Annotated in this window: 18 protein-coding genes; 17 read left to right on the top strand and 1 reads right to left on the bottom strand. The window is 44.7% G+C overall.

Annotated elements, in window-relative coordinates:
* Positions 1-137 precede the first annotated feature (137 nt).
* The 12 genes from MKY63_RS03220 (at position 138) to MKY63_RS03165 (ending at position 13,366) form a co-directional block, all read left to right on the top strand.
* Positions 138-1,139, top strand: coding sequence for a LacI family DNA-binding transcriptional regulator (locus MKY63_RS03220; RefSeq protein WP_036675812.1), 1,002 nt, complete (start codon positions 138-140; stop codon positions 1,137-1,139).
* Between the two features lie 20 nt (positions 1,140-1,159).
* A complete protein-coding gene (locus MKY63_RS03215; protein ID WP_036675810.1) occupies positions 1,160-2,140 on the top strand; it encodes a BadF/BadG/BcrA/BcrD ATPase family protein in 981 nt (326 codons plus the stop codon).
* A 43-nt stretch (positions 2,141-2,183) separates the two neighbouring features.
* A complete protein-coding gene (locus tag MKY63_RS03210) occupies positions 2,184-3,482 on the top strand; it encodes a 6-phospho-beta-glucosidase (protein WP_036675809.1) in 1,299 nt (432 codons plus the stop codon).
* Positions 3,483-3,506: 24 nt separating this feature from the next.
* Entirely contained in the window at positions 3,507-4,433 is a 927-nt protein-coding gene (locus MKY63_RS03205; RefSeq protein WP_036675807.1) for an ABC transporter permease subunit, read from the top strand.
* Between the two features lie 59 nt (positions 4,434-4,492).
* Complete coding sequence (locus MKY63_RS03200; protein ID WP_036675805.1) at positions 4,493-5,383, top strand: carbohydrate ABC transporter permease; 891 nt, start codon at positions 4,493-4,495, stop codon at positions 5,381-5,383.
* Positions 5,384-5,416: 33 nt separating this feature from the next.
* Positions 5,417-7,063: an extracellular solute-binding protein gene (locus tag MKY63_RS03195; RefSeq protein WP_036675803.1), complete on the top strand. Its 1,647-nt coding sequence runs from the start codon at positions 5,417-5,419 to the stop codon at positions 7,061-7,063.
* Between the two features lie 37 nt (positions 7,064-7,100).
* On the top strand, positions 7,101-8,834 hold the full coding sequence (locus MKY63_RS03190; protein WP_036675802.1) for a family 10 glycosylhydrolase: 1,734 nt from the start codon (positions 7,101-7,103) through the stop codon (positions 8,832-8,834).
* A 265-nt stretch (positions 8,835-9,099) separates the two neighbouring features.
* Entirely contained in the window at positions 9,100-10,383 is a 1,284-nt protein-coding gene (locus tag MKY63_RS03185; RefSeq protein WP_036675800.1) for a hypothetical protein, read from the top strand.
* Positions 10,384-10,549: 166 nt separating this feature from the next.
* Complete coding sequence (locus tag MKY63_RS03180; protein ID WP_036675798.1) at positions 10,550-10,879, top strand: PadR family transcriptional regulator; 330 nt, start codon at positions 10,550-10,552, stop codon at positions 10,877-10,879.
* A gap of 14 nt (positions 10,880-10,893) precedes the next feature.
* Positions 10,894-11,760: a pentapeptide repeat-containing protein gene (locus MKY63_RS03175; protein ID WP_339811495.1), complete on the top strand. Its 867-nt coding sequence runs from the start codon at positions 10,894-10,896 to the stop codon at positions 11,758-11,760.
* A gap of 76 nt (positions 11,761-11,836) precedes the next feature.
* On the top strand, positions 11,837-12,595 hold the full coding sequence (locus MKY63_RS03170) for an ATP-binding cassette domain-containing protein (RefSeq protein WP_036675796.1): 759 nt from the start codon (positions 11,837-11,839) through the stop codon (positions 12,593-12,595).
* Positions 12,596-13,366, top strand: a complete 771-nt coding sequence (locus MKY63_RS03165) for an ABC transporter permease (protein WP_036675795.1) — start codon at positions 12,596-12,598, stop codon at positions 13,364-13,366.
* Between the two features lie 66 nt (positions 13,367-13,432).
* Here MKY63_RS03165 and MKY63_RS03160 read toward each other — a convergent pair whose 3' ends face one another.
* Positions 13,433-15,364 (bottom strand): ATP-dependent DNA helicase, encoded by a 1,932-nt coding sequence (locus MKY63_RS03160; RefSeq protein WP_339811492.1) that lies wholly within the window; start codon positions 15,362-15,364, stop codon positions 13,433-13,435.
* Positions 15,365-15,648: 284 nt separating this feature from the next.
* On the opposite strand from MKY63_RS03160, the gene MKY63_RS03155 reads away from it, so the two are divergent.
* The 5 genes from MKY63_RS03155 (at position 15,649) to MKY63_RS03135 (ending at position 21,068) form a co-directional block, all read left to right on the top strand.
* Positions 15,649-16,830, top strand: a complete 1,182-nt coding sequence (locus MKY63_RS03155; RefSeq protein ID WP_076098893.1) for an ATP-binding protein — start codon at positions 15,649-15,651, stop codon at positions 16,828-16,830.
* A gap of 182 nt (positions 16,831-17,012) precedes the next feature.
* Positions 17,013-17,459, top strand: a complete 447-nt coding sequence (locus tag MKY63_RS03150; RefSeq protein ID WP_076104743.1) for a V4R domain-containing protein — start codon at positions 17,013-17,015, stop codon at positions 17,457-17,459.
* Between the two features lie 147 nt (positions 17,460-17,606).
* Positions 17,607-18,866, top strand: coding sequence for an MFS transporter (locus MKY63_RS03145; protein WP_076141180.1), 1,260 nt, complete (start codon positions 17,607-17,609; stop codon positions 18,864-18,866).
* Entirely contained in the window at positions 18,863-20,167 is a 1,305-nt protein-coding gene (locus MKY63_RS03140; RefSeq protein ID WP_076224189.1) for an ectonucleotide pyrophosphatase/phosphodiesterase, read from the top strand. Before MKY63_RS03145 ends, MKY63_RS03140 begins: the two co-directional genes overlap by 4 nt.
* Before the next feature lie 28 nt (positions 20,168-20,195).
* A complete protein-coding gene (locus tag MKY63_RS03135) occupies positions 20,196-21,068 on the top strand; it encodes a YitT family protein (protein ID WP_036675789.1) in 873 nt (290 codons plus the stop codon).
* Positions 21,069-21,201: the final 133 nt, after the last annotated feature.

Genomic DNA, 21,201 nt, shown 5'->3' with positions numbered 1-21,201 from the left:
AATTTTGGTGTTCTTGATAGAGGCAAAGCTGACATTCAGTGTGCAATTTTCAATCAGAACATAGAAATATCACGAAAGGTAAGGTTTTTTTATTTACCTAAAAAGTTTAATCGTTTAAACTTTCGGGTGACGGAGGTATGGAAGCTAAGATGAATATACATGATGTAGCCAAAAAGTCGGGACTCTCTGTAGTGACCGTATCCAGGGTGCTTAACAATTTACCCTCTGTACGGGAAGCTAATAGACAGAAAGTGCTGAAAGCTATGGAGGAATTGAATTATCAGCCCAATTCAGCAGCGCGGAGTCTTGTGAGGGGCAAAACGGGAGTCATCGGGATGTCGATTACCAACTTTAACGACTCTTTCTATGACCGGGTTATTCGCGTGGTGAACCGGAAGCTGGCAGCGCAAGGGTATTTTTTAGCCCTATCGATCGCCGAGAATGAGGATGAGGGCGATAATTTCCTGTTTCAGAAGGATCGCGTTGACGGAATTATCCTGTTGTCCCCACTTGAAGAAAAGGCATATGTAGAGGAACTGAAAAGAAAAAACATTCCGTTTGTATTGCTGGATAACCAGTTTCAGCATGAGGATGTGCCTAGCGTCGTGGTCGATAACTATCAAGGCGGGTATGAGGCTACAAAGCACTTGATCGATCTTGGGCACACTCAAATTGCCTATATTGGCGGCCCTTCGGTATTTCTAAGTGTAGCGGAGCGAAAGCGAGGTTATGTCCAAGCGCTCGAGGATGCCGGGTTAACGCCATTCGGAACGGAATACTGCAGCTTTACAGTAAGCGGCGGCTATGAGGTGGCCAAGAGATGGATCCGCGAAGATAAGCTGCCGACAGCTTTTTTTTCGGGGGACGATTTTATTGCTCTTGGAATGGTTCAGGCTCTCCGGGAAGAGGGAATTCGAGTACCCCACGATATCTCAATTGTTGGATTTGATGATCAGCAGTTCGTAGGTGAATTTTACCCGCGGTTGACGACGGTCAGACAACCTGAGGCACAAATGGGCAATATAGGCGTTGATTTACTACTAAAAATGATCAATGGGGAGGTGATGCCGCCCGCTGTAACGAAGCTCGCTCCGCAGCTACTCATTCGTGAATCCACCGCATCTGTTAGATTACCTTGAATTTAGGAGTGAAATCATCCGTGAAGTATTTTTTGGGAGTTGATGCAGGAGGCAGTAAAACCCACGCAATGATTGCAGATGAACAAGGGAAGGTCATCGGAGTTGGCAAGGGTGGGATCGGAAATCATCAAATAAACCGTGAGCAGGCGGTGAACAGTTTGCAGCAGGCCCTATCGGAAGCAATTATGGCGTCAGGGCTGACCAAGGATCAGCTGGATTACTCCTGGTTCGGCTTAGCGGGAGCGGACAGAGAGGCTGATTTCCGGATTTTGCGACCGATCATCAGCAGCTTTGATCTTCCCCAAACTGAGATTTCCTGCGATACATGGATAGCCTTGCGGTCAGGTACAGAGAAGAACTACGGGATCGTGCTGATTTGCGGATCGGGCGTGAACTGTAGTGGTAAAAATCCGTTGGGTGCTACATACCAATGTGGTGGATTCGGCTACCGGTTCGGGGATTATGGCGGTGGCTATGATTTAAGTATTGAGGTATTCCGTAGCGTCCTTCGGGCGGATGAGGGAAGAGAGAAGGAGACGGTCCTAACCGAACGCTTAACGCAATTGTTGGGCTATTCCAATGTGTCGGAATTAAGAGAGGATTACCTGGATCATTTCAGAGACCTGCCTCCCCATATTGCTGAACTATTATTTCAAGCGGCAGAGGAAGGGGACCAGGTTGCCACCGAGCTGCTGGTCAAGCAAGGGGATGAGCTGGGTTTGGCCGCGGTATCGGCCATCCGTCGCTTGGGCATGGAGGAGGACTTCTTCGACATCGTACTTGCAGGCAGCCTGCTGACAAAGGGAGACCGCTCAGGCATCATCCGGCGGGCCATTGAGAGAAGAGTGAAGTTGTCGGCTCCGAATGGCACTTTAAGGATTTTGACCCGGGAGCCGGTTGTAGGATCGGTCGTTCTGGCTATGGAAAGCAGCGGTATGCGTGTAGATCAGAAGGTTCTAGATAATCTATCACAGGGGAAAGTACCGAACACAATAGGCTAGTTTTTATAAGACCAAAATGAAAAAGATGAAGGAAGGGTCTATCATGGAGGAAACATTGAAGCTGGTTGTCATCGGAGCGGGATCATCGTATACGCCTGAGCTTATTGAAGGCATCATCCTGCATCACCAAGAGCTTCCCATCCGCGAAGTATGGCTGGTGGATATTGAGGAGGGAAGGGAGAAGCTGCATACGATTGCAGAACTGAGCAAACGCATGATCGCTGAGTCCGGACTGCCGATTACCGTGGTCCAGACGTTTGAACGCAGGGAAGCCATTGCCGGAGCGGACTTTGTATGCACGCAAATCCGGGTAGGCATGCTGGAAGCGCGCAAATGGGACGAATTAATTCCGCTTCAATACAATGTCATCGGCCAGGAGACGACAGGTCCCGGAGGGATGATGAAAGGCCTACGGACCATCCCGGTCATTCTGGATATTTGCAAAGACATTGAGGAGCTGGCTCCGGATGCCTGGTTGCTGAATTTTACGAATCCGGCCGGTATGGTGACAGAAGCTGTTCACAAATACTCATCGGTAAAAAGCGTAGGATTGTGCAACTCACCGATCGGTTTTCAAAAGTGGCTCTCCGAGTTCTTCGGACTTCCTATGGAGAAGATCTACGCGGAGTTTGTCGGCATCAACCATCTGCACTGGGTATCCGATATCGTGATTGACGGTAAAAGCAAGCTGCAGGAGCTCATTGATTACCCGCAGAGTTACAAGGCGAGCAATGTGCCGTTTGATTCCTGGGACTACCGGTTTCTGAATGCTTTGAAAGCGATTCCCTCTTATTACCTGAGCTATTACTATATGACGGACGCGATGCTTGCGGAACAGAAGGAAGCAGCAGCAACGACTGGATCGCGCGCTGAGGTAGTGAAGAAGGTGGAGGAAGAGCTGTTTGAACTGTACCGGAACGTAGAGCTGAAGGAAAAGCCCAAGCAGTTGGAACAGCGCGGCGGAGCCTACTACTCGGAGGCGGCAGTGCTGCTGATGCGCTCCATTTATAATGATTCCCGCGATATCCAGACGTTGAATGTAAGGAATAACGGAATTATTGACTTCTTGCCGGACGATGCCTCCATTGAGGTGAATTGTATGGTCACCAAGCAAGGTCCGCTGCCGATTCCGCTGCGCATAATTCCTCAGCCCGTAAAAGGCTTGCTGGCTGCAGTCAAACAATACGAGAGCCTCACCATCGAAGCGGCTGTGCACGGAGACCGGGATATAGCCCTGCAGGCTATGGTTCATCATCCGCTCGTGCCTTCGGTCACCGTAGCTGAACAACTGCTGGATGAAATGCTGGAGAAGAACAAATCGTTGTTGCCGTTGTTTCACTAGAATCGTCCAGAGGAGGAAAAGCGGATGAACACGGCCGAGAAACCGCGTAGATGGAAGAAATTTATCAGTCAATTGGATTTGCAGTCCATGGTTTGGCCGGGAATTATCTTTGTATTCATTTTTAGCTACATTCCGATGTATGGCGTGGTTATGGCATTCCAGCAATACGATATTTTTGGCGGCATTATGAAGAGCCCATGGGTTGGATTTATGCATTTCAGAATGTTCTTCGAGGCGCCGGAGTTCTGGAATGTGATGCGAAATACCCTTGTGATCAGCTTGCTTAAATTGATTATCTCTTTTCCTGCCCCGATTCTTCTTGCGCTGATGCTGAATGAAATAGGGAATATGGGCTTTAAACGCATTATCCAGACCGTCAGTTATTTACCTTATTTCCTGTCCTGGGTTATAGTATCCGGTTTTGTATTTTCGCTGTTATCCGTTGACAACGGGACGGTGAACTATGTGCTGGAGCGATTCAATCTGGTTGGGGAACCAGTTAACTTCCTGGCGTTACCCAAATACTTCTGGTCGATTCTAGTAAGCGTAAATGTGTGGAAAGAGGTCGGATTCGGGAGCATTGTCTACCTGGCCGCGATTGCAGGCATTGATCCAACCCTATATGAGGCCGCTTCTATAGATGGAGCAAGCCGGTTTAAGCAAATTCACTTGATTACACTCCCCAGCATTACCCCCATTATCATCATCTTTATGATTCTTGCCATCGGCAGTCTGCTCAGTGCGGGCTTCGAGGACATTTTGCTGCTGGCAACCAATCCAATTCTGCGACCCTACTCCGATGTTATCGACACCTATGTGTACCGTGTTGGGATTTTAAATGCCAGATTCTCTTATGCGACAGCGGTAGGGCTATTCAAGGCGGTGATCAGTGTCATTCTGCTAGTGACGGCCAACAAAATCGCTCGCCGGGCAGATGTTAGTCTCTGGTAGTACTACTACTCATAGCGAATGCTTCCGATGCTCCATAAACCTTTTAGGAGGGGTGAACAATGAGACTAAGCCTAGGCGACAAAATCATGCAGCGGAGTATGTATATCCTTTTGACGCTGCTGGCGTTACTCATGCTATACCCGTTTTGGAATGCGCTGGTCATTTCCTTTAATCTAGGGAGCGATACGGCGCTCGGTGGTGTAACCTTGTTACCGAGAGCTTTTACTCTGGAAAATTATTATATTGTGTTTCAGGATCAACGCCTGCTGAATTCTTTTCTGATCACCATTCTTAGAACGTTATGCGGCACGGCATTGTCTGTCTTTTTCACGGCACTGTTAGCCTACGGAATGTCCAAGAAGACATTGCTATTTCGAAAACAATATATGGTGTTCTTCATGATTACGATGTTCTTCAGTGGAGGGCTCATCCCTAGTTATTTACTAGTTCGCTCTTTGGGTATGCTGGACACCTTTTGGGTGCTGATTATCCCCGGCATCATAAGTGTCTGGAACATGATTGTCATCCGCACCTTCTTCCACGCTCTGCCGGAGGGGTTGGAGGAATCGGCCAAAATCGACGGCAGCAGCAACTACGGCATTTTTTTCCGAATCGTCATTCCCGTCTCCGGCCCGGTGCTGGCCACGATTGCCTTATTCACCGCAGTAGGTTACTGGAATGACTGGTTTACGGGAGCGATCTATATTACAAAGGATCACTTGCTTCCTATACAGACCCTTCTGCGCCAGATTATGAACTCCAACATCATGACCCAAATAGGCTCATCGAATGCTATCGCGCTGGATCATATGAACCGAAATCGGACGATTACCACGAAGTCACTGACTATGGCTACGATGATGATCGCTACCATTCCAATTATCCTGACGTATCCTTTTCTCCAAAAGTACTTTGTTAAGGGCGTAATGATCGGTTCGATGAAAGAATAGCAGTCTCCATATTATGTAGAAAGAAGGGAAAAGATGCGCAATCGTATGAAATGGGTATCTCTTTTGCTGACTTCACTGGTGCTTCTTCTCGCTGCCTGTAGCGGAGGAGGAAATTCTAACACTTCACCAACCACAAGCGAGAAAAATCTGAATACTGAGGCCGCCACAGATGACGGCAGCGGGATCAAGCCCGTCACCTTCAGCTTCTATGGAAACTATGACTGGCTTACGACATCACCATGGGGGGATAATGAGGCGACAAAATGGATTCAGGAGAACCGTAAGGTTTCTGTTGAACCGATACAATCCGGAGGAGCGGCCGGAGAAAAGCTCAACACGATGATCGTCGGCGGTGATTTACCGGATGTTATTTTTACTGACCGGGGATCCTCAGTGGAACGGCTGGTGCAGGCAGGACAACTCGTTGCGCTGGATGATTACTATGAGAAGTATCCGAACTTCAAGAAATATGTGAAGGAATCCACCCTGAATTTGCTCCGTTCAGAAGACGGGAAAATCTATCAAATTCCGAACTGGTATACATCCGGGCAATTCGGCAACGGCGGATGGATGGTGAATAAAGATATTTATAACGAACTCGGCAGACCGTTGCTGGAGACCTTTGATGATTTGTATCAATATTTGCTTAAGGTGCAAGAAAAGTATCCGGATGTAGTACCTCTGGAGGTTGGGGAGAAGGGGGCAGGTCTGGAAATTATGTATGGTGGTTTTAAGGAGAACTCCACCAGTAAGTTCATTTCACTCATGGGATATCCGGATGGCGACAAGCTGTCATCTATCTTGGACGATCCCGCTTACGAGGAGATGGTGCTGTATATTAATAAGCTGTATCGTGAACGGCTGATTACGCAGGATGCTCTGCAGCAAACCCAGGATGCGGTCAAAGAAAAGGTCAATACCAACCGGGTAGCAGTCATGGTCGAATCCAATATCACTACGTATGGAGCCGAGGGACACCGGGCACTGACAGCGAATAATCCGGACAGCGGTTATGAGATTATATGGCCGATTCATAAAGCCGGTCTAGACAAAACACAAGTGTTTGTAAGCGGCTTTGAGACGCTGGGTTGGAACGTTAATGTCATTACGAAAAAGGCCAAGGATCCAGAGGCCATCTTCGCTTATTTTGACTGGATTACGGGTCCGGAGGGACAGAAGGTGCTTTTCTTCGGTCCTAAAGGCTTGTACTGGGATGAAGAGGATGCGGACGGAGCGCCAATCCCGAACGAGAAATACAAGACGACTCCTGCTAACGAGCGCACGGAAACGATGCGGAAATTCGAGGACTTTAACTGGGCGGGAAATACAACCTTTATTGATACGGCGAAAATGAGCCTCGAGGCGCTGCTTTCCGCGAACCAGAAATCCTGGGAGACCGTGGCGCAGTCCACGGTGACCTGGAAAACCGCGTTGGATATCACGGAGTTTGTAAATACCGATCCGATTCCGGATACGGAGATCGGCATCATCGCACAGAATATCGGGGATATTTATACCCTTGCTTACGCCCAGATAGTACAGGCGAAGTCGGATGAAGCGGTGCTGTCGGCGCTGGAGACAGCTAAAAAGAACACCGAAAAAGCGGGGCTGGCTAAGCTGCTTGAATTCAGAACCGAAAAATGGCAGGAAAATGTTAAGAAAATCAACGCGACGAAATAAGACTATTATAAAATTTTATACTTGTGGAGGCGAGATTATGGCATTTGCGTTGAGATCGAGGTTCATAGCACTGTTAAGCATCGTGTTGGTTTCTTCGATAGCCGGTGGTTCCGTTCCTGTTATGGCCGAGGAGGAGAGTAACCCCCCTTTCGAAACGGAAGTTATTGTACGGACCGTAAACCAGTTTAAGAACATGACGGATGTTCAGAATTTCATCGCGCTGTCTACAAGCTATGGCGTCGATGTTATTAGCATGAACGTGAAGCAGGATGAAGATGATGAGGTTCCGTCTGGAAGTGTATTTTATCAGAGTGATATCGCACCAATTGCCCAAGGCTACCAGAATTTCGACGCCCTGCAGGCTGTCATTACGGCAGCCCATGCTGCAGGAATCAAGGTTCATGCCTGGATTCCGCAGTTCCATGATCAGCAGGCTTTCCTGGAGCACGATGAATGGCAGATGCAGGCGCTGGTTGATGGGGTTCAGACTCCGTTTACAGGTTCTAACGGCAACGAATACTTCGTCAATCCGATTCACCATGAAGTGCAGCAGTATGAGCGTTCCATTATTCAGGAAGTGATCGAGAATTATGATGTGGATGGCGTTGTGCTGGATTGGATCCGCTTCGACAATTACAACATGGACGTCAGTGATTATACGGTTGCGAAGTATCAGGCGCAGTTCGGGTATTCACCGCTCAGCATTGACTTCGAGACAGATTCGCCTCAGCGTGAGCAGTGGAATGAATGGAGGACCGATCAAATCGGACAGTATGTGGGCGATATCCGTCAGGATATCACCCAGTCCTCGAAGCCGGATGTGCAGCTCGGTGTGTATATTTTGCCGCCAGAATTCATTGAAGTTGGGCAGAATGTAGCGAAATTCAAGGATGATATCGACTTTGTTGCACCAATGGCGTACTTTGATGACTGGGAGTTCAACAGTGATTGGGTATACAGCACTTCCTACGGCATCCTGAAGGATACGAGCGACCGGATTAACGGCAGTGACGTGGAAATTGTTGCGACGCTGGATAATGACTGGACAGATGATCAATATCAGGAGATTTACAAGGGAATCCGCGAGAATTATCCAGGTGTGAAGCGTCTGTCGTTCTTTGCTTACGGGGCCTGGCCAGAAGATGAGCTGGCCAATATCAAAGAACGTGAAACCTGGCCTACGCCAGGCTGGACGCCTCCGGTAGAACAAGACTATCCGGCTCAATTACCAGCAGGATGGAAGGCTCGGAATATTGGTTCCATGCCGGGGAACGTTACCTACAATTCTTCCAATAAGCAATTTACACTCAGCAGCAGCTCTACGGATATTTGGGGAAATGGAGATCAACTGAATTATATATACCAATCCGTGCGAGGCAATGCGGAGATTATTGTTAAAGTGCAGTCCACTAGCCGATTGGACGGCTGGGCCAAGGCCGGCATTATGATTCGGGAGTCGCTGGGTCATAATTCGAAGCATGCAGATATGATGCTTACCCCCGAGAATGGGGCAACCTTCCAGTATCGTGCAGAGACTGCGGGCAATATGGTTGATCAGACTGCGGCTGCCTCGGCTCCAAGATGGCTAAAGCTGACCCGAAGTGGAAATACCTTCAAAGGGGCTATTTCGACGAACGGGAATAACTGGCAAACGGTCGGAACTGTTCAGATTCCGATGAACCGCAAGGTGTATATTGGCATAGCACTTAGCAATCCCGGGGATGACTCGAGGAATAAGGCTGTGTTTGGAAATGTGAAGATTACGGATTAAGCTTAATACAAGGGCACCGGTTCTTATTTATCCGGGGGAGTTTTCGTTTATCAGGTTAACCAGAAATATCTGGTTAACCTTTTTTATTTCGGTATAAGGTGATGGTGGGGGATATATCCAATTGAAATCTGAAATGAATTTAAAGCTGCTAAATCCGGTGGTATATTTAATGCAGCTAATTCTATAATATAGCTAATTCTATAATGCAGTTTAGCTTATTAATAATAGTCTTTGAGAATAACTTATACAGAATAGGAGAGATACGATGAGCGAGCGTATACCCTGCCAAACCTCAGGCTGCAAGGGAAGCATACTTCCTGCAACTGCTTTAAAGACAGGTGGAATCTGCATGCCCTGTCATCAGAGGAAGCTTGCGCTGGAGCAAAAGGCTTATATTGAACAAAATCGAAAAGACATTGATTTGTACGCAGGTGTGAATGATCCGGTTGAAATTCTTAAAATCATGCACAAACCGCGGAGATTGAGCCCGCTTGAATACGAAATCCCCTATCACAAAACCGCGCAGGAGTTGTATCGTCAACTGACTGAAAGCGAAAGGGAGCGATTGGAATCCTACGCCATTGAATTGATGGAAGAAGATGATTTTGACCAGGCTGAGACTATTTTACTGTCGCTTATATGTTTTTCAAGTGCTTGCATTGAACGGGGGCTGGAGGTTTTTTTTCACAAAGGGAAGTATTATCCCGGTATTCTCTATAAAGAAGCGGGTCAGGAGATCCGTGATAAGATCATTCATCAGTTAGAGCATGACTCGGAAAACCGTAATCATTTGCTGCTTGCAATGGCCTGGATTGGTGATGAAGAGGTTGTTCGGCAGTTCGAGACATGGCGGCAGCATCCACCTCGATGGACATCGGAGTTAAATGTGTCTCCGGAAAGCTATGCTCACGAAGCAGGATGGGAATTAGATCCCGACGGTGGGAAAAGGCTGCTTTTTTACCCCGAGAGTTATCATTTTGAAGTAAACAGGGACGGAAAAAATGGGATGGATCGGGATCATACGGCGGTAGCGGCGCTACAGGCGGGTGAGCATTCCTGCCCTTGGTGTGGCGGTAAGTTGACAGTGCTGTTTGATTACGATTTGCAGAATCCACTGGTTCAATTTATGAAGCTTTCCGGCCAGCGGTTAAGGATTGCAGCTTGCATGCATTGTAATTGTTATGGCACCGTGTTTATGAAAGCGGAGCTGGACGGCCAATATTCGTGGAGTGAATATAATACCGTTCCTGATTTTTTGCCTGCAAATGAAGACAGGGAAGAAATATCATGGCATGCCATGCAGCTATCGGAACGACAGATGGGAACCTATGAAAATTCATATTGGATGCTTGAGGCGCCTGCGTCGCAGATTGGAGGACATCCGGCTTGGATTCAGGATGCGGAATATCCTGTGTGCCCTTGCTGTTCGAAGACGATGAAGTTTATTGCCCAAATGGACATGGAACAGGCCGAGGACAGCGAGGGGATTTATTATGCATTTTTGTGTGAGGGTTGCCTGCAGGTAGCTGTGAATTACCAGCAGACGTAAATCAACTTATTTCTGGTTAGCGTAGATTGGAACTTCAGACTTGCAAGAGAAAAATGCTGCCTTAGACAACTAAGGACGGCATTTTTTTATTTTGTATAAACATGATGATCAAAGTACCTTGACTGTCACAGTAGTATGATATACAATGCGATTATGAGGTGATGAAATGAGTGAGAACAAAATCACATCCGATCTGCTGCGAGGACATACCGATACGATGGTATTACGGCTCTTGTCCGAAGCCGATCGTTATGGATATGAAATCGTCAAATTGATTGCTGAGCGTTCCGGAGGCGAGTATGAATTAAAAGAAGCTACGATGTACTCCAGCGTCCGGCGGCTTGAGGCAGACGGTGATATTGAATGGTATTGGGGGGATGAGTCTCAGGGGGGACGACGGAAGTATTTTCGGATTACCGAGAAGGGGAAAGCTGTTTACGCCAATAACAAGACTAATTGGGAGTACGCAAAGCGTGTGCTTGAAAACTTATTATAAGGAGACTTGATAATATGAATGAGAAATTAAACATGTATTTAAATGGCGTATTCGCACCCTATGACGGGATAAAAAGCGTTGCTGAATTAAAGAGTGACCTCCTTTCCGATTTGCAGGAGCGGTTCAGTGAACTCAAGGCTGAAGGCAAGGATGATGAAACGGCGTTTAAGATGACGATAGACAGCATCGGCGACATTGAACAGACGGTGCAGGAGGTTGCCAATCTCTCCCGTTCACTTGAGCGTCAGGTGGTGACGAGCTTTAGGGCGAGCAACTTATCGAAGAGTGATTTTGCAGGCGTTACCGCCCATAAAGGGGATTTTAAAGTGAGCGCGTTGCGGGGTTCGGATTTTACAGGCGCTGACTTGACTGGCAGTTCTTTCGCGGGCAGTGACGTAGGCGAGGCCAAGTTCGACAGCGCTAATCTCACCGACTGCAATCTGTCCGGCATTGAACTGGCAAATGCGAGCTTTCACAAATCTATTCTTGTTCGTACCAACTTTAGCTCATCAGGACTTACAGGGGCGAAATTTATCAATACAAGACTGACTGACGTCAAGCTGTGTACGACTGATCTTACGAAAACAATCTTTGAGAGCTGTATCTTTGACGGTGTGGAATTTAAAACCTCAGATCTGCGGGGATTATGTTTTGACGGCCAGACCTTTATCGGGGTCAAGTTTGAAAAGTCGGCGCTGAACGATATTTCGTTTAGAGGTGCGACGTTAAAAAATGTGTCATTCCTCTCCGGGTTTTCGTTATCCAAGAAGTTTTATCGTGCAATTAAAACGACCAACTTTGACGGTGCAATGATGGATAAGTTGACCTTCGCTGCGCTCAAAGGCATGGAAGCTGATTTGACAAAGGTTACAGTCCTATAAGCCTGAGCTTCCGAAGTGAGTTTTGCGGGGAAAATTCCATGAAGATATGCTAACAAAACCTTAGGGAGGGAATGCAATGAACAAGTCCATTAAAGTGGTTGGGTTGGAAAAGTCCTACAGACAGCTTCAAGTTTTAAAGGGGGTGGATTTTGAAGTGGAGCAGGGCAGCGTTTTTGCCCTGCTTGGCTCCAATGGCGCAGGCAAGACCACCATTGTCAAAATCCTCACCACTTTGCTAAATCAAGATGGTGGGACTGCTGCAGTGAACGGATTCGATGTCGCCACAAAGCCTGATTATGTACGCCAGTCCATCAGCCTGACGGGTCAATTTGCCGCCGTGGATGAGATTCTGACCGGCCGGGAAAATCTGATCATGATTGCGAGGCTCCGCCATGAGAAGCATCCGCGTCAAGTTGCGGACGATCTGCTGGAACGCTTCACTTTGACCGATGCCGCGGATCGCAAGGTATCCACTTATTCAGGCGGGATGCGCCGGAGATTAGATCTCGCGATGAGCCTTGTTGGAAAACCGCAGATTATTTTCCTCGACGAACCAACCACTGGACTTGATCCTGAGGCAAGGATTGATGTATGGAAGATGGTTAAGGAGCTTGCCGACGGCGGTACGACTGTCTTTTTGACGACGCAGTATTTGGAAGAAGCAGAGCAGCTTGCTGATCAAATCGCCATTCTACATGAAGGTAAAATTATTGCGAGCGGTACACTCGAAGAACTAAAAAAGCGTTTCCCGCCCGCAAAAGTTGAGTACATTGAAAAGCAGCCGACGCTGGAGGAAATATTCCTCGCAATCATCGGCAAAAAGGAGGGGAAGTAAATGGAAATGATTAAGAAGCACTTTTTCAGTGACATGAGTGTAATGCTTGGACGCTCTATGCGCCATATTCTCCGCAGTATGGATACCATCATCACGGTAACTATCATGCCAATTGCATTTATGCTGTTGTTTGTTTACGTGTTCGGTGGGGCCATCCAGGCGGGTACGGATAACTATGTGAATTATTTGTTGCCCGGGATCATACTGATCGCTATTGCAAGTGGTGTAACTTATACGGCTTACCGCCTGTTTAACGATGTGCAAAAAGGGATTTTTCAGAGATTCCATTCTATGCCGATTGCACGTTCTACCATGCTGTGGGGACATGTGCTGACCTCCCTGATATCCAATGCGATTTCAGTTAGCGTCATCATTCTTGTTGCATTGATTATGGGGTTTCGTTCATCGGCAGGAGTGCTCTCATGGCTGGCGGTTGCTGGCATCCTCATATTGTTTACGCTGGCTCTAACTTGGGTCGCGGCAATTGCTGGACTATCCGCAAAATCGGTGGACGGCGCGACTGCTTTTTCCTATCCGATTATTTTCCTTCCTTTCATCAGCTCGGCCTTTGTGCCTACCGAATCGATGCCGCCAGTCGTTCGCGCCTTTGCTGAAAACCAGCCCGTTACATCTATAGTAGAGGCGGTTCGCTCCCTCCTGATGGGGCAGCCTGTCGGCAATGATATTTGGGGAGCCATCATATGGTGCATAGCCATTCTAGTAGTTGCTTATTTAATAGCAATGCGGGTATACAAACACAAAGTAGTTTAATTTCCAGATAACATTACAGGGTTTAGAAGCGACTTGTCTGCGGATGGGTTGCTTTTTTTCATCTCTCTACGTATCACTAAGCTGAATCCCATTTTCTTTCACAAACTTCTCCAGAACCTTGAAATCCTCAGTAACCTTTTTAAAAGGTAAAGCTTCCAGTACCTGATCCCGGTAATCCTTTTTGGCGGCAATGGACAGGCGGGAATCAAGTATGCTGAGCACACCAAGGTCAGTTTCACTGCGGATCAGGCGCCCGGTTCCTTGTCTTAACCGAAGCAGCATGTCCGGTACAAAAACCTCCTTCAAGGGATTCTTTGCCATCGAAGTCTTATATTCATAGACAGGATCGGCAGGAACAGGGAAAGGCAGACGGAAAATGATTAACTGCGACAAATCGGAACCCTCGATATTCACACCTTCCCAGAATACACCGGTACTAAGTAGAACGCCTTTACTGCCCCGAAAGTCAGCGATCACCCCGTCCTGGGACGAACCTTCCCTTTGAACATGTAATGCCCATGCAAGCTTCTCAGAGTTTAATTTCTTATGAATATACTTCATATCCTCTTTAGCTGAAAAAAGAACCAATGTCCGCCCGTCTGTTAAATTACAGAGCCTCATCATTTCCTTGTATGCCGCTTCAAGATAATCTTCCCGCCGCTGATGGTTATAGTAGGGGATGTCCTTGGCAATATACAGCATGGTGTGGTTGTCATAATCAAACGGTGAAGCTTGGCGCTCCATATAATCTCCCCTGTAACCGAGGGACTCAGTGAGATAAGCGTATTGTTCCTCCAGCGTTTCTCCGCTTTGACACATGGTTGCTGACGTTAAAATAACTGAGGTTTTCCCGTTAAATAAGGTATATTTCAGAAACTGGCTTATCCCTTTAGGGCAGATACTAAGGGTACTCTCCCGCTGGGTATTACTTGCCCAGATCAGATAGTTATCCTCTACTCCGGCGAGTACATCAAAGAGGTCGATAAGTCCGTTCATGGCTTCAAAAATATTGTCAATCTCCCGTTCATGCCGTGAAGTTAAGACGGAAAGGCTGAGATTAAAATCTTTTAAAACCTGTGCCGCTCGTCTTAAGGGGATTCCTGTGATCTGCGATATTTTTATACGGTCATTGTCCTGCTTGGCTGTTTGCAGTAAGTCTGCCTCTACTTGTTTAAAAATATGGCCAACGCATCTTTTTATAAATTTAAATTGCGGCATAAGCTCCGTATCGGCAGATTGCTTGAAGAGAATCTGTAAGGCGTCATCCAGAATACGGCAGGTTCCCCGGTAAGTAAATTCGAGCGTTCTTGCATCTCTAACCTTTGCTTCCAGATTATGCGCTTCATCAATTACGATCAGAGCCGGCCGTTCGGTGATTAACCCCTTCGTTCCTTCCTTTTTCTTGATTAAATCACGGATGAGCAGATCCTGGTTTACGATAATAAAATCCATGTCGCTCGCGTTGGCATTAATTTTAGCTCTCATCTCATAAAACGTACATGTACTTTTATAATGGCAACGTTCAAATTTGCAATCATTCACACAAACGTTAGACCATACAGCATCACTAACCCCGCCCTTAATATCTGCCCGCTCATCAATTTCATAATTCACAATCTGTTGAGAAAGCGCAGACAGAGGAGTGTTTGAATCATCCGCTTGGAACAGATCTGCTGCCCTATACCGGCAAGCATACTGCCCCATGCCTTTTCCAACTACCGAACGTACCCTTGTAAATCCGAGACGACTTCCGATGAATCTCAGATCTTTATGTATTTGTTCTGAAAGTTGTATGGAGGATGTCGCAATAATAACCGGTTGCCTTGAGATTTGGTTAATAAGCAGGCTGGGAATGAGGTAGGCAAAGGACTTGCCGATACCGACTCCAGCTTCAATCATCGCGTTACGACCATTTATATAGGCATCAGCGATATCTAGAGACATATCCTGCTGGCCGATCCGCTCTTTAAGTCCAATCCTGGGGAATTTATCATACATTCGAAAGATAGCATTGACTAAAGAGGGCTCGATGTCCTTCTTTAGCTCCTGCTTCTGTAATTTATAGAGATCACTTAACCAGCTAATGACGACCGCCCCTTTTCAAAATCAATGATCTTCCTAATTATAGTTTTTTTGGTGAGGTTGTAATTATCTTCGATGCTACTCTAACAGTCAAGTGTCAGAATATAATATAGTGATTAAAACAAAGTGAATTACTGTGTTTTTGAAGCAGGAAAATATACACATATCTTGAATACAAACTACAAAGAAGGAGGATGAAAATGTCATACAAAGAAAATGAATTGCGTTCGTCATTAACCTTAGCAGTTCCAATCATTTTAAACAGGCATTATCATTCTATGACTATGAAAAACATCGAATTCTCCTGGTTTGTAGAGGCGCATAAGGAATTGTTAGATTCATCATTCAGTACGATATTAATGAGTATGGTAGAAGCCTTGTTTTTTGATTCTTTTGGTTACGATCAATACTTAAACCTGCTAGAAAAAGAGGGGGCTGAGCAAGGGGTTTATACTGCAGAAATATTCGGTGATCATTTTGATATCTTACTTGATATGAGCAAGGATTTAAATTTAACCGCTCAGAATATTATGTTTAAGATCATTGAAGAGTTTGTAGATGATTCCGCGATCCGATTGTTTTTTTATAATCGTTTAATGGAATGCAACTGGACCCGTTTTACTGGCTTTGCACAAGGTTATTTGTCTAATAAAAATCAACAGATTGACAATTTACATGAACAAAAAATTGCTGTTATGGGACAAATGGCAGCAGGAATGGCGCATGAAATAAGAAATCCGCTAGCTTCGATTAAAGGTTTTGCTCAGCTTGTAAATATCAGGCTAAATGAGCCGGAGATCAAAGCGGATGAATTGCGTGCATATCTGGATATCACCATCAAAGAGATTGATGCTCTGAATGGATTAGTAACGGACTTTCTAATACTGGCTCGAAAAGGTGACAGTACAAAAAATAACGGCGTAGTATTTAACGTTATGGAGGTTATACATAGAGTTAATAACATTGTGAATCAACTCATACTTAGTGATGATATTATACTTTCAGTAGAGTGCTCTTTAGAAAAAGTACTAACGTTTGGAAGCGCCTCTCAGCTAGAGCAGGTAATTCTTAATATTTTGAAAAATAGTATCGATTCCTTCACAGCTTTTAGAGGCAGAATAGATATTTCTGTTACCACAGCTGCTGAGACAAACGAAATTATTCTACTCTTTAAAGACAATGGAGAAGGAATTCCACAGGATAAATTAAAACGGATATTTGACCCTTTCTTTACTACCAAGCAAAAAGGGACAGGGATTGGATTATCGATTTGTAAACAACTAATCGAAATGTATGGGGGGCATATTAAGGTAGATTCAGAGGTTCAGGTTGGAACTAGCGTGAGGGTTATTTTGCCTTGGGTTTATGATTATCATATTTGAGATGCTGCTGCATCTAATGAATGAAGGAGCGACTTGCCAATAGGGAAGTTGCTTTTTTTGTTATAGTTCTACAAAAAATCAGGATGTGCGTAAGATCACAAAGCAATTATTGGATATGTTTATACTCAATATATCAATTAAATTTGAAATATAAATTACATAAGCAATTGGAGGCTACTGGCATGGATCAATTTACTTTTACAGATATGAAAAAAATAAAGAGAAAAAATTTAGGTAATGTCGTACCTTTAGAGCTTTTCAGAACGATTAGACTTATTGGTTTATATCAAGCGTTACCCATGAATGGTAAGGGTACAACGTTGACTATAGGAAGAAAAATTGGGGAAGAATTTGGTGTTACCTCGGTTAATGAACTATTCGAGTTATTCGAAGAATTGAAGATAGGGATTCCTATAATAACCCATGAAGATGACAAGGGGATGACGATTGCAGTACACGATTGTTTCTGCGAAGGGTTACCTATTATGGAAGGGAAAATGGTTTGTGACCTGGAGGGGGCCATTATCGAAGGAGCACTTACTAAAATTCGTGGGAAACGAGTTTCCGTCCGGGAAATAAAATGTAATGTTAATGGGGATGAATATTGCGAATATATCGTCAAATATTAAATCATATATAAAAGCGAGTAAGCGACCTTTCAATTTTAAAAGGTCGTTTTTTTATGAAGAAGTTGTGATGGAATTAACATTCATTTAACATGGCTCTTATGCTGAAATGATATAACAGTTACAAATAGGTGAAAAGGTGGCTGTTAGATGAAACTTAGCAAAGAGGAAAAATCATGGATTTTATATGACTGTGGGAATTCAGCCTATTCGATGGCGGTTACAACTGCATTATTGCCTATTGTATTTGGCATGTTTTCAAATGTTAACAGCAGCATGGATTTAGGGTACTTTAACTCCATTGCTAGTATTCTTGTGGCTATCCTTAGTCCGATTTTGGGCACGATCGCAGATTACAAGGATAAGAAAAAGCGCTTTTTCTTATTTTTCTCTTTGATAGGTGTGATGGCTACGGCTTCGTTGGCATTCGTTGCACCTGCGAGCGGGCAGTGGCAGTTATTGATTGTGTTTTATATCCTGTCTGTTATAGGTTTTGCCGGAGCCAATATTTTTTATGACTCTTTTCTTGTGGATATAACCACTGATGAAAGGATGGATAAGGTATCCACAAAAGGTTTTGCTTATGGATATATCGCCAGCGTCATTCCATTTGGCATCAGCCTGCTATTGATTCTGTTTATGGGGATGGATAAGTCGATCGGTTATCAGATTGGGTTTATCATTACTGCCCTTTGGTGGGGGCTGTTGACCATACCCATGATCAGAGATGTGAAGCAGAGATATTATATTGAGCCTGAACCAAGACCTGTAATCAACAGTTTTAAAAGACTGGGAGACACCTTTAGGAATGTTAGACAGCATAAAGTTGTATTTGTTTTCTTAATTGCGTACTTTCTTTATATTGATGGGGTAGATACGATTATTAAAATGGTGGTGCCCTATGCCACATCGGTTCTGGGTGCGGATGCTTTTGACACCTTTACCTTACTGGGGATATTATTAGTTATCCAGATCATCGCTTTTCCTTGTGCAATCCTGTATGGTAATCTCGCCAAAAAATACTCCGCCAGGACTTTGATAATCGTGGGGATTGTTACATATATCATTTCCTGCATCGCGGCTTTTTTTATCACTTCAGTGTGGCATATATTTATTTTAGGTGCGCTAATTGGTTCCGCTCAGGGAGGCATTCAGGCGCTCAGCAGGTCTTATTATGCGAAGATCATTCCAAAGGAGAATTCCAATGAATTCTTTGGTTTTTACAATATTTTTGGCAAGTTCGCGGCCATTGTTGGTCCTGCTGTAATGTCTTTAACAACAACCTTAACAGGTAATGCTAAATTTAGTATTTTAGCGATTATCCCACTTTTTATTATTGGATTATTCGTATTTATAACTTTACCTAAAGAGCAGCCTGAACATGACGAACCTAAGGGGCTTATTCTATGAAGTCAATTAAAGCACAAACGGCTATGGCCAAGCATTTGATCGTCATCTCTTACGATGCCTTTTCAGAAGACCACTGGGCATTGGCCAGCCGGCTTCCAAACTTAAGTAAGTTAATTAAAAACGGAGCTCATAGCCATAAATTGAAAAGTGTGTATCCGACACTCACATATGTAGTGCACACGACCATAGCAACCGGTGTATATCCGGATAAGCATGGCATCCACCACAACAATCCGTTTCAGCCCTTTATTAAGGAAGAGGAGCAAAATTGGTTCTGGTTTAGAAATGCGATCAAGGTGCCAACGATTTACGATGTTGTGCGCGAGCATAAGATGAGCACAGCCGGAATCCTATGGCCAGTATCGGGTAAATCCTCCATCCAATACAATATACCTGAAATCAGAGCCATCAAAAACGAAAATCAGGCACTGAAGATATTAAAAAGCGGAAGCCCCTTATACTGTGTGGATATGGAGCTGAAATATGGCCGGATCCGCAAGGGGATTGAGCAGCCTTATCTGGATGACTTCACGACCAAATGTGCTATAGACACGATTAAGCGCAAAAAACCTAATCTTCTAATGATGCATCTGATCGATCTGGATGATGCCAAACATGCTTATGGAACTGACAGTGACGAAGTGATGCAGGTAATCACACGTATGGATAATAGGTTAGGCGATATTATGCAGGCAGTGGATGAAGCGGGGATAAAGGATGATACGATTTTTTTAATTTTGGGGGACCATGGCCAGTTTAATGTTAGGTACAAAGTGCATTTGAACAACCTTTTGCAGGAAAAGGGCCTGATCTATGAAGAGAACGGCGAAATGAAGTGGAGAGCTTACTTTCAGTGTGGGGGTGGAGCGGCCTACTTGCATATCCGGCAGGGCGATGAAGAAGCTGAGCAAATAGCATTAGCTGTTATTGGAGATAATATGAGAGATGAATCTTCAGGTATAGAGAAATTGTATGCTAGAGATGAACTGGATTATTTTCATGTGGGCCAAACCACAAAGTATATGCTTGAGGCTAAGAGAGGTTATTGTTTCGACGAAAGTATGGATGAACCAACGATTGTTGATTTGGACAAACAAGGCGTTAAATTTGCCACGCATGGCTATTCTCCTGATAAAGACGGCTATAGATGCAACTTGGTTGTCTCCGGGGAAAAGATTAGAAATGGGCATCCTATAGGGGACATCGAAATGGTAGATATAGCCCCCACGATGGCAAAGATTTTAGGGATTGATTTTAATCCAGGTGACGGAAGACCTTTAGAGGAAATTTTTATGGACTAAATTAAGCAATGTGAAACGGAGAAATTCAATGATTGAAACGCGAAAACAGAAATCAAATAAACTCAAGATATTCTCAAAAGTATTCATGATTATTATTGGGGCGCTAATAGCTGCCTATGGTCTAGAATCTGTATTGATACCCAACAATGTCTCAGATGGAGGTGTCACAGGTCTAAGCATCGTTGGCTCTGAACTGTTTGGCTTACCGCTAGGGCTGCTAATTGGCATAATTAATATCCCTTTTGTGTGGCTAGGATATAAGCAAATTGGTAAAAGCTTTGCTCTTTATTCCGTTATCGGTATTGCTTCACTGGCTATTGGCACTAGTCTTATGCATCATGTACCGACGATTATAGAAGGTGATACCTTATTAATTACCGTTGTTGGCGGGATTATTATCGGTTTTGGTATGGGGTTAGCCTTACGTAATGGTGGAGCATTAGATGGGATAGATATGTTAGCTGTCTTACTTTCACGAAAATTACCTTTTGGGACCAGTGATTTAATCTTATTTCTAAACATGTTTGTCTTTATTGTTGTTTCAACAGTATTTGGCCTACAAGGGGCTATTCTATCAGCACTTGCTTATTTTATTGCTTCTAAGGTCATTCATATTATTGAAGAAGGTTTGAGTGGCTCTAAAACGTTTAAAATCATCACTATTCAACCGGAAATCATGGTCGAGACTATTCGTGACCGATTGGGTCGTGGAGCAACTTATACAGATGCTTATGGCGGCTACTCAAATGAACAATTCAAAGAAATCACTTGTGTCATTAACCGTCTGGAAGAAAGTAAAATAAAAGATATTATTCGTGAAATTGACCCGAATGCTTTTGTAGTAGTCTACGATGTTGCAGAAGTTAAGGGCGGCAGTTTTAAAAAGAAAAATATTCACTAATGACTATAAATCGCGTTGGAGAGAAGCTAATTATGCTCTTGCCAGCGCGTTTTTTTGTTTTCTTTGAAGGAGAGGAAAGGCTTGGTATAGATTTAATATAATTAAAGTTGGAATACCTACTCTAACAATATGC

The sequence above is a fragment of the Paenibacillus sp. FSL R7-0189 genome (assembly GCF_037969925.1).
Taxonomy (GTDB): Bacteria; Bacillota; Bacilli; order Paenibacillales; family Paenibacillaceae; genus Paenibacillus_AQ; species Paenibacillus_AQ odorifer.
Note: the sequence above shows the minus strand (reverse complement) of the source record. Positions and strands in the feature narration are given on the sequence as shown.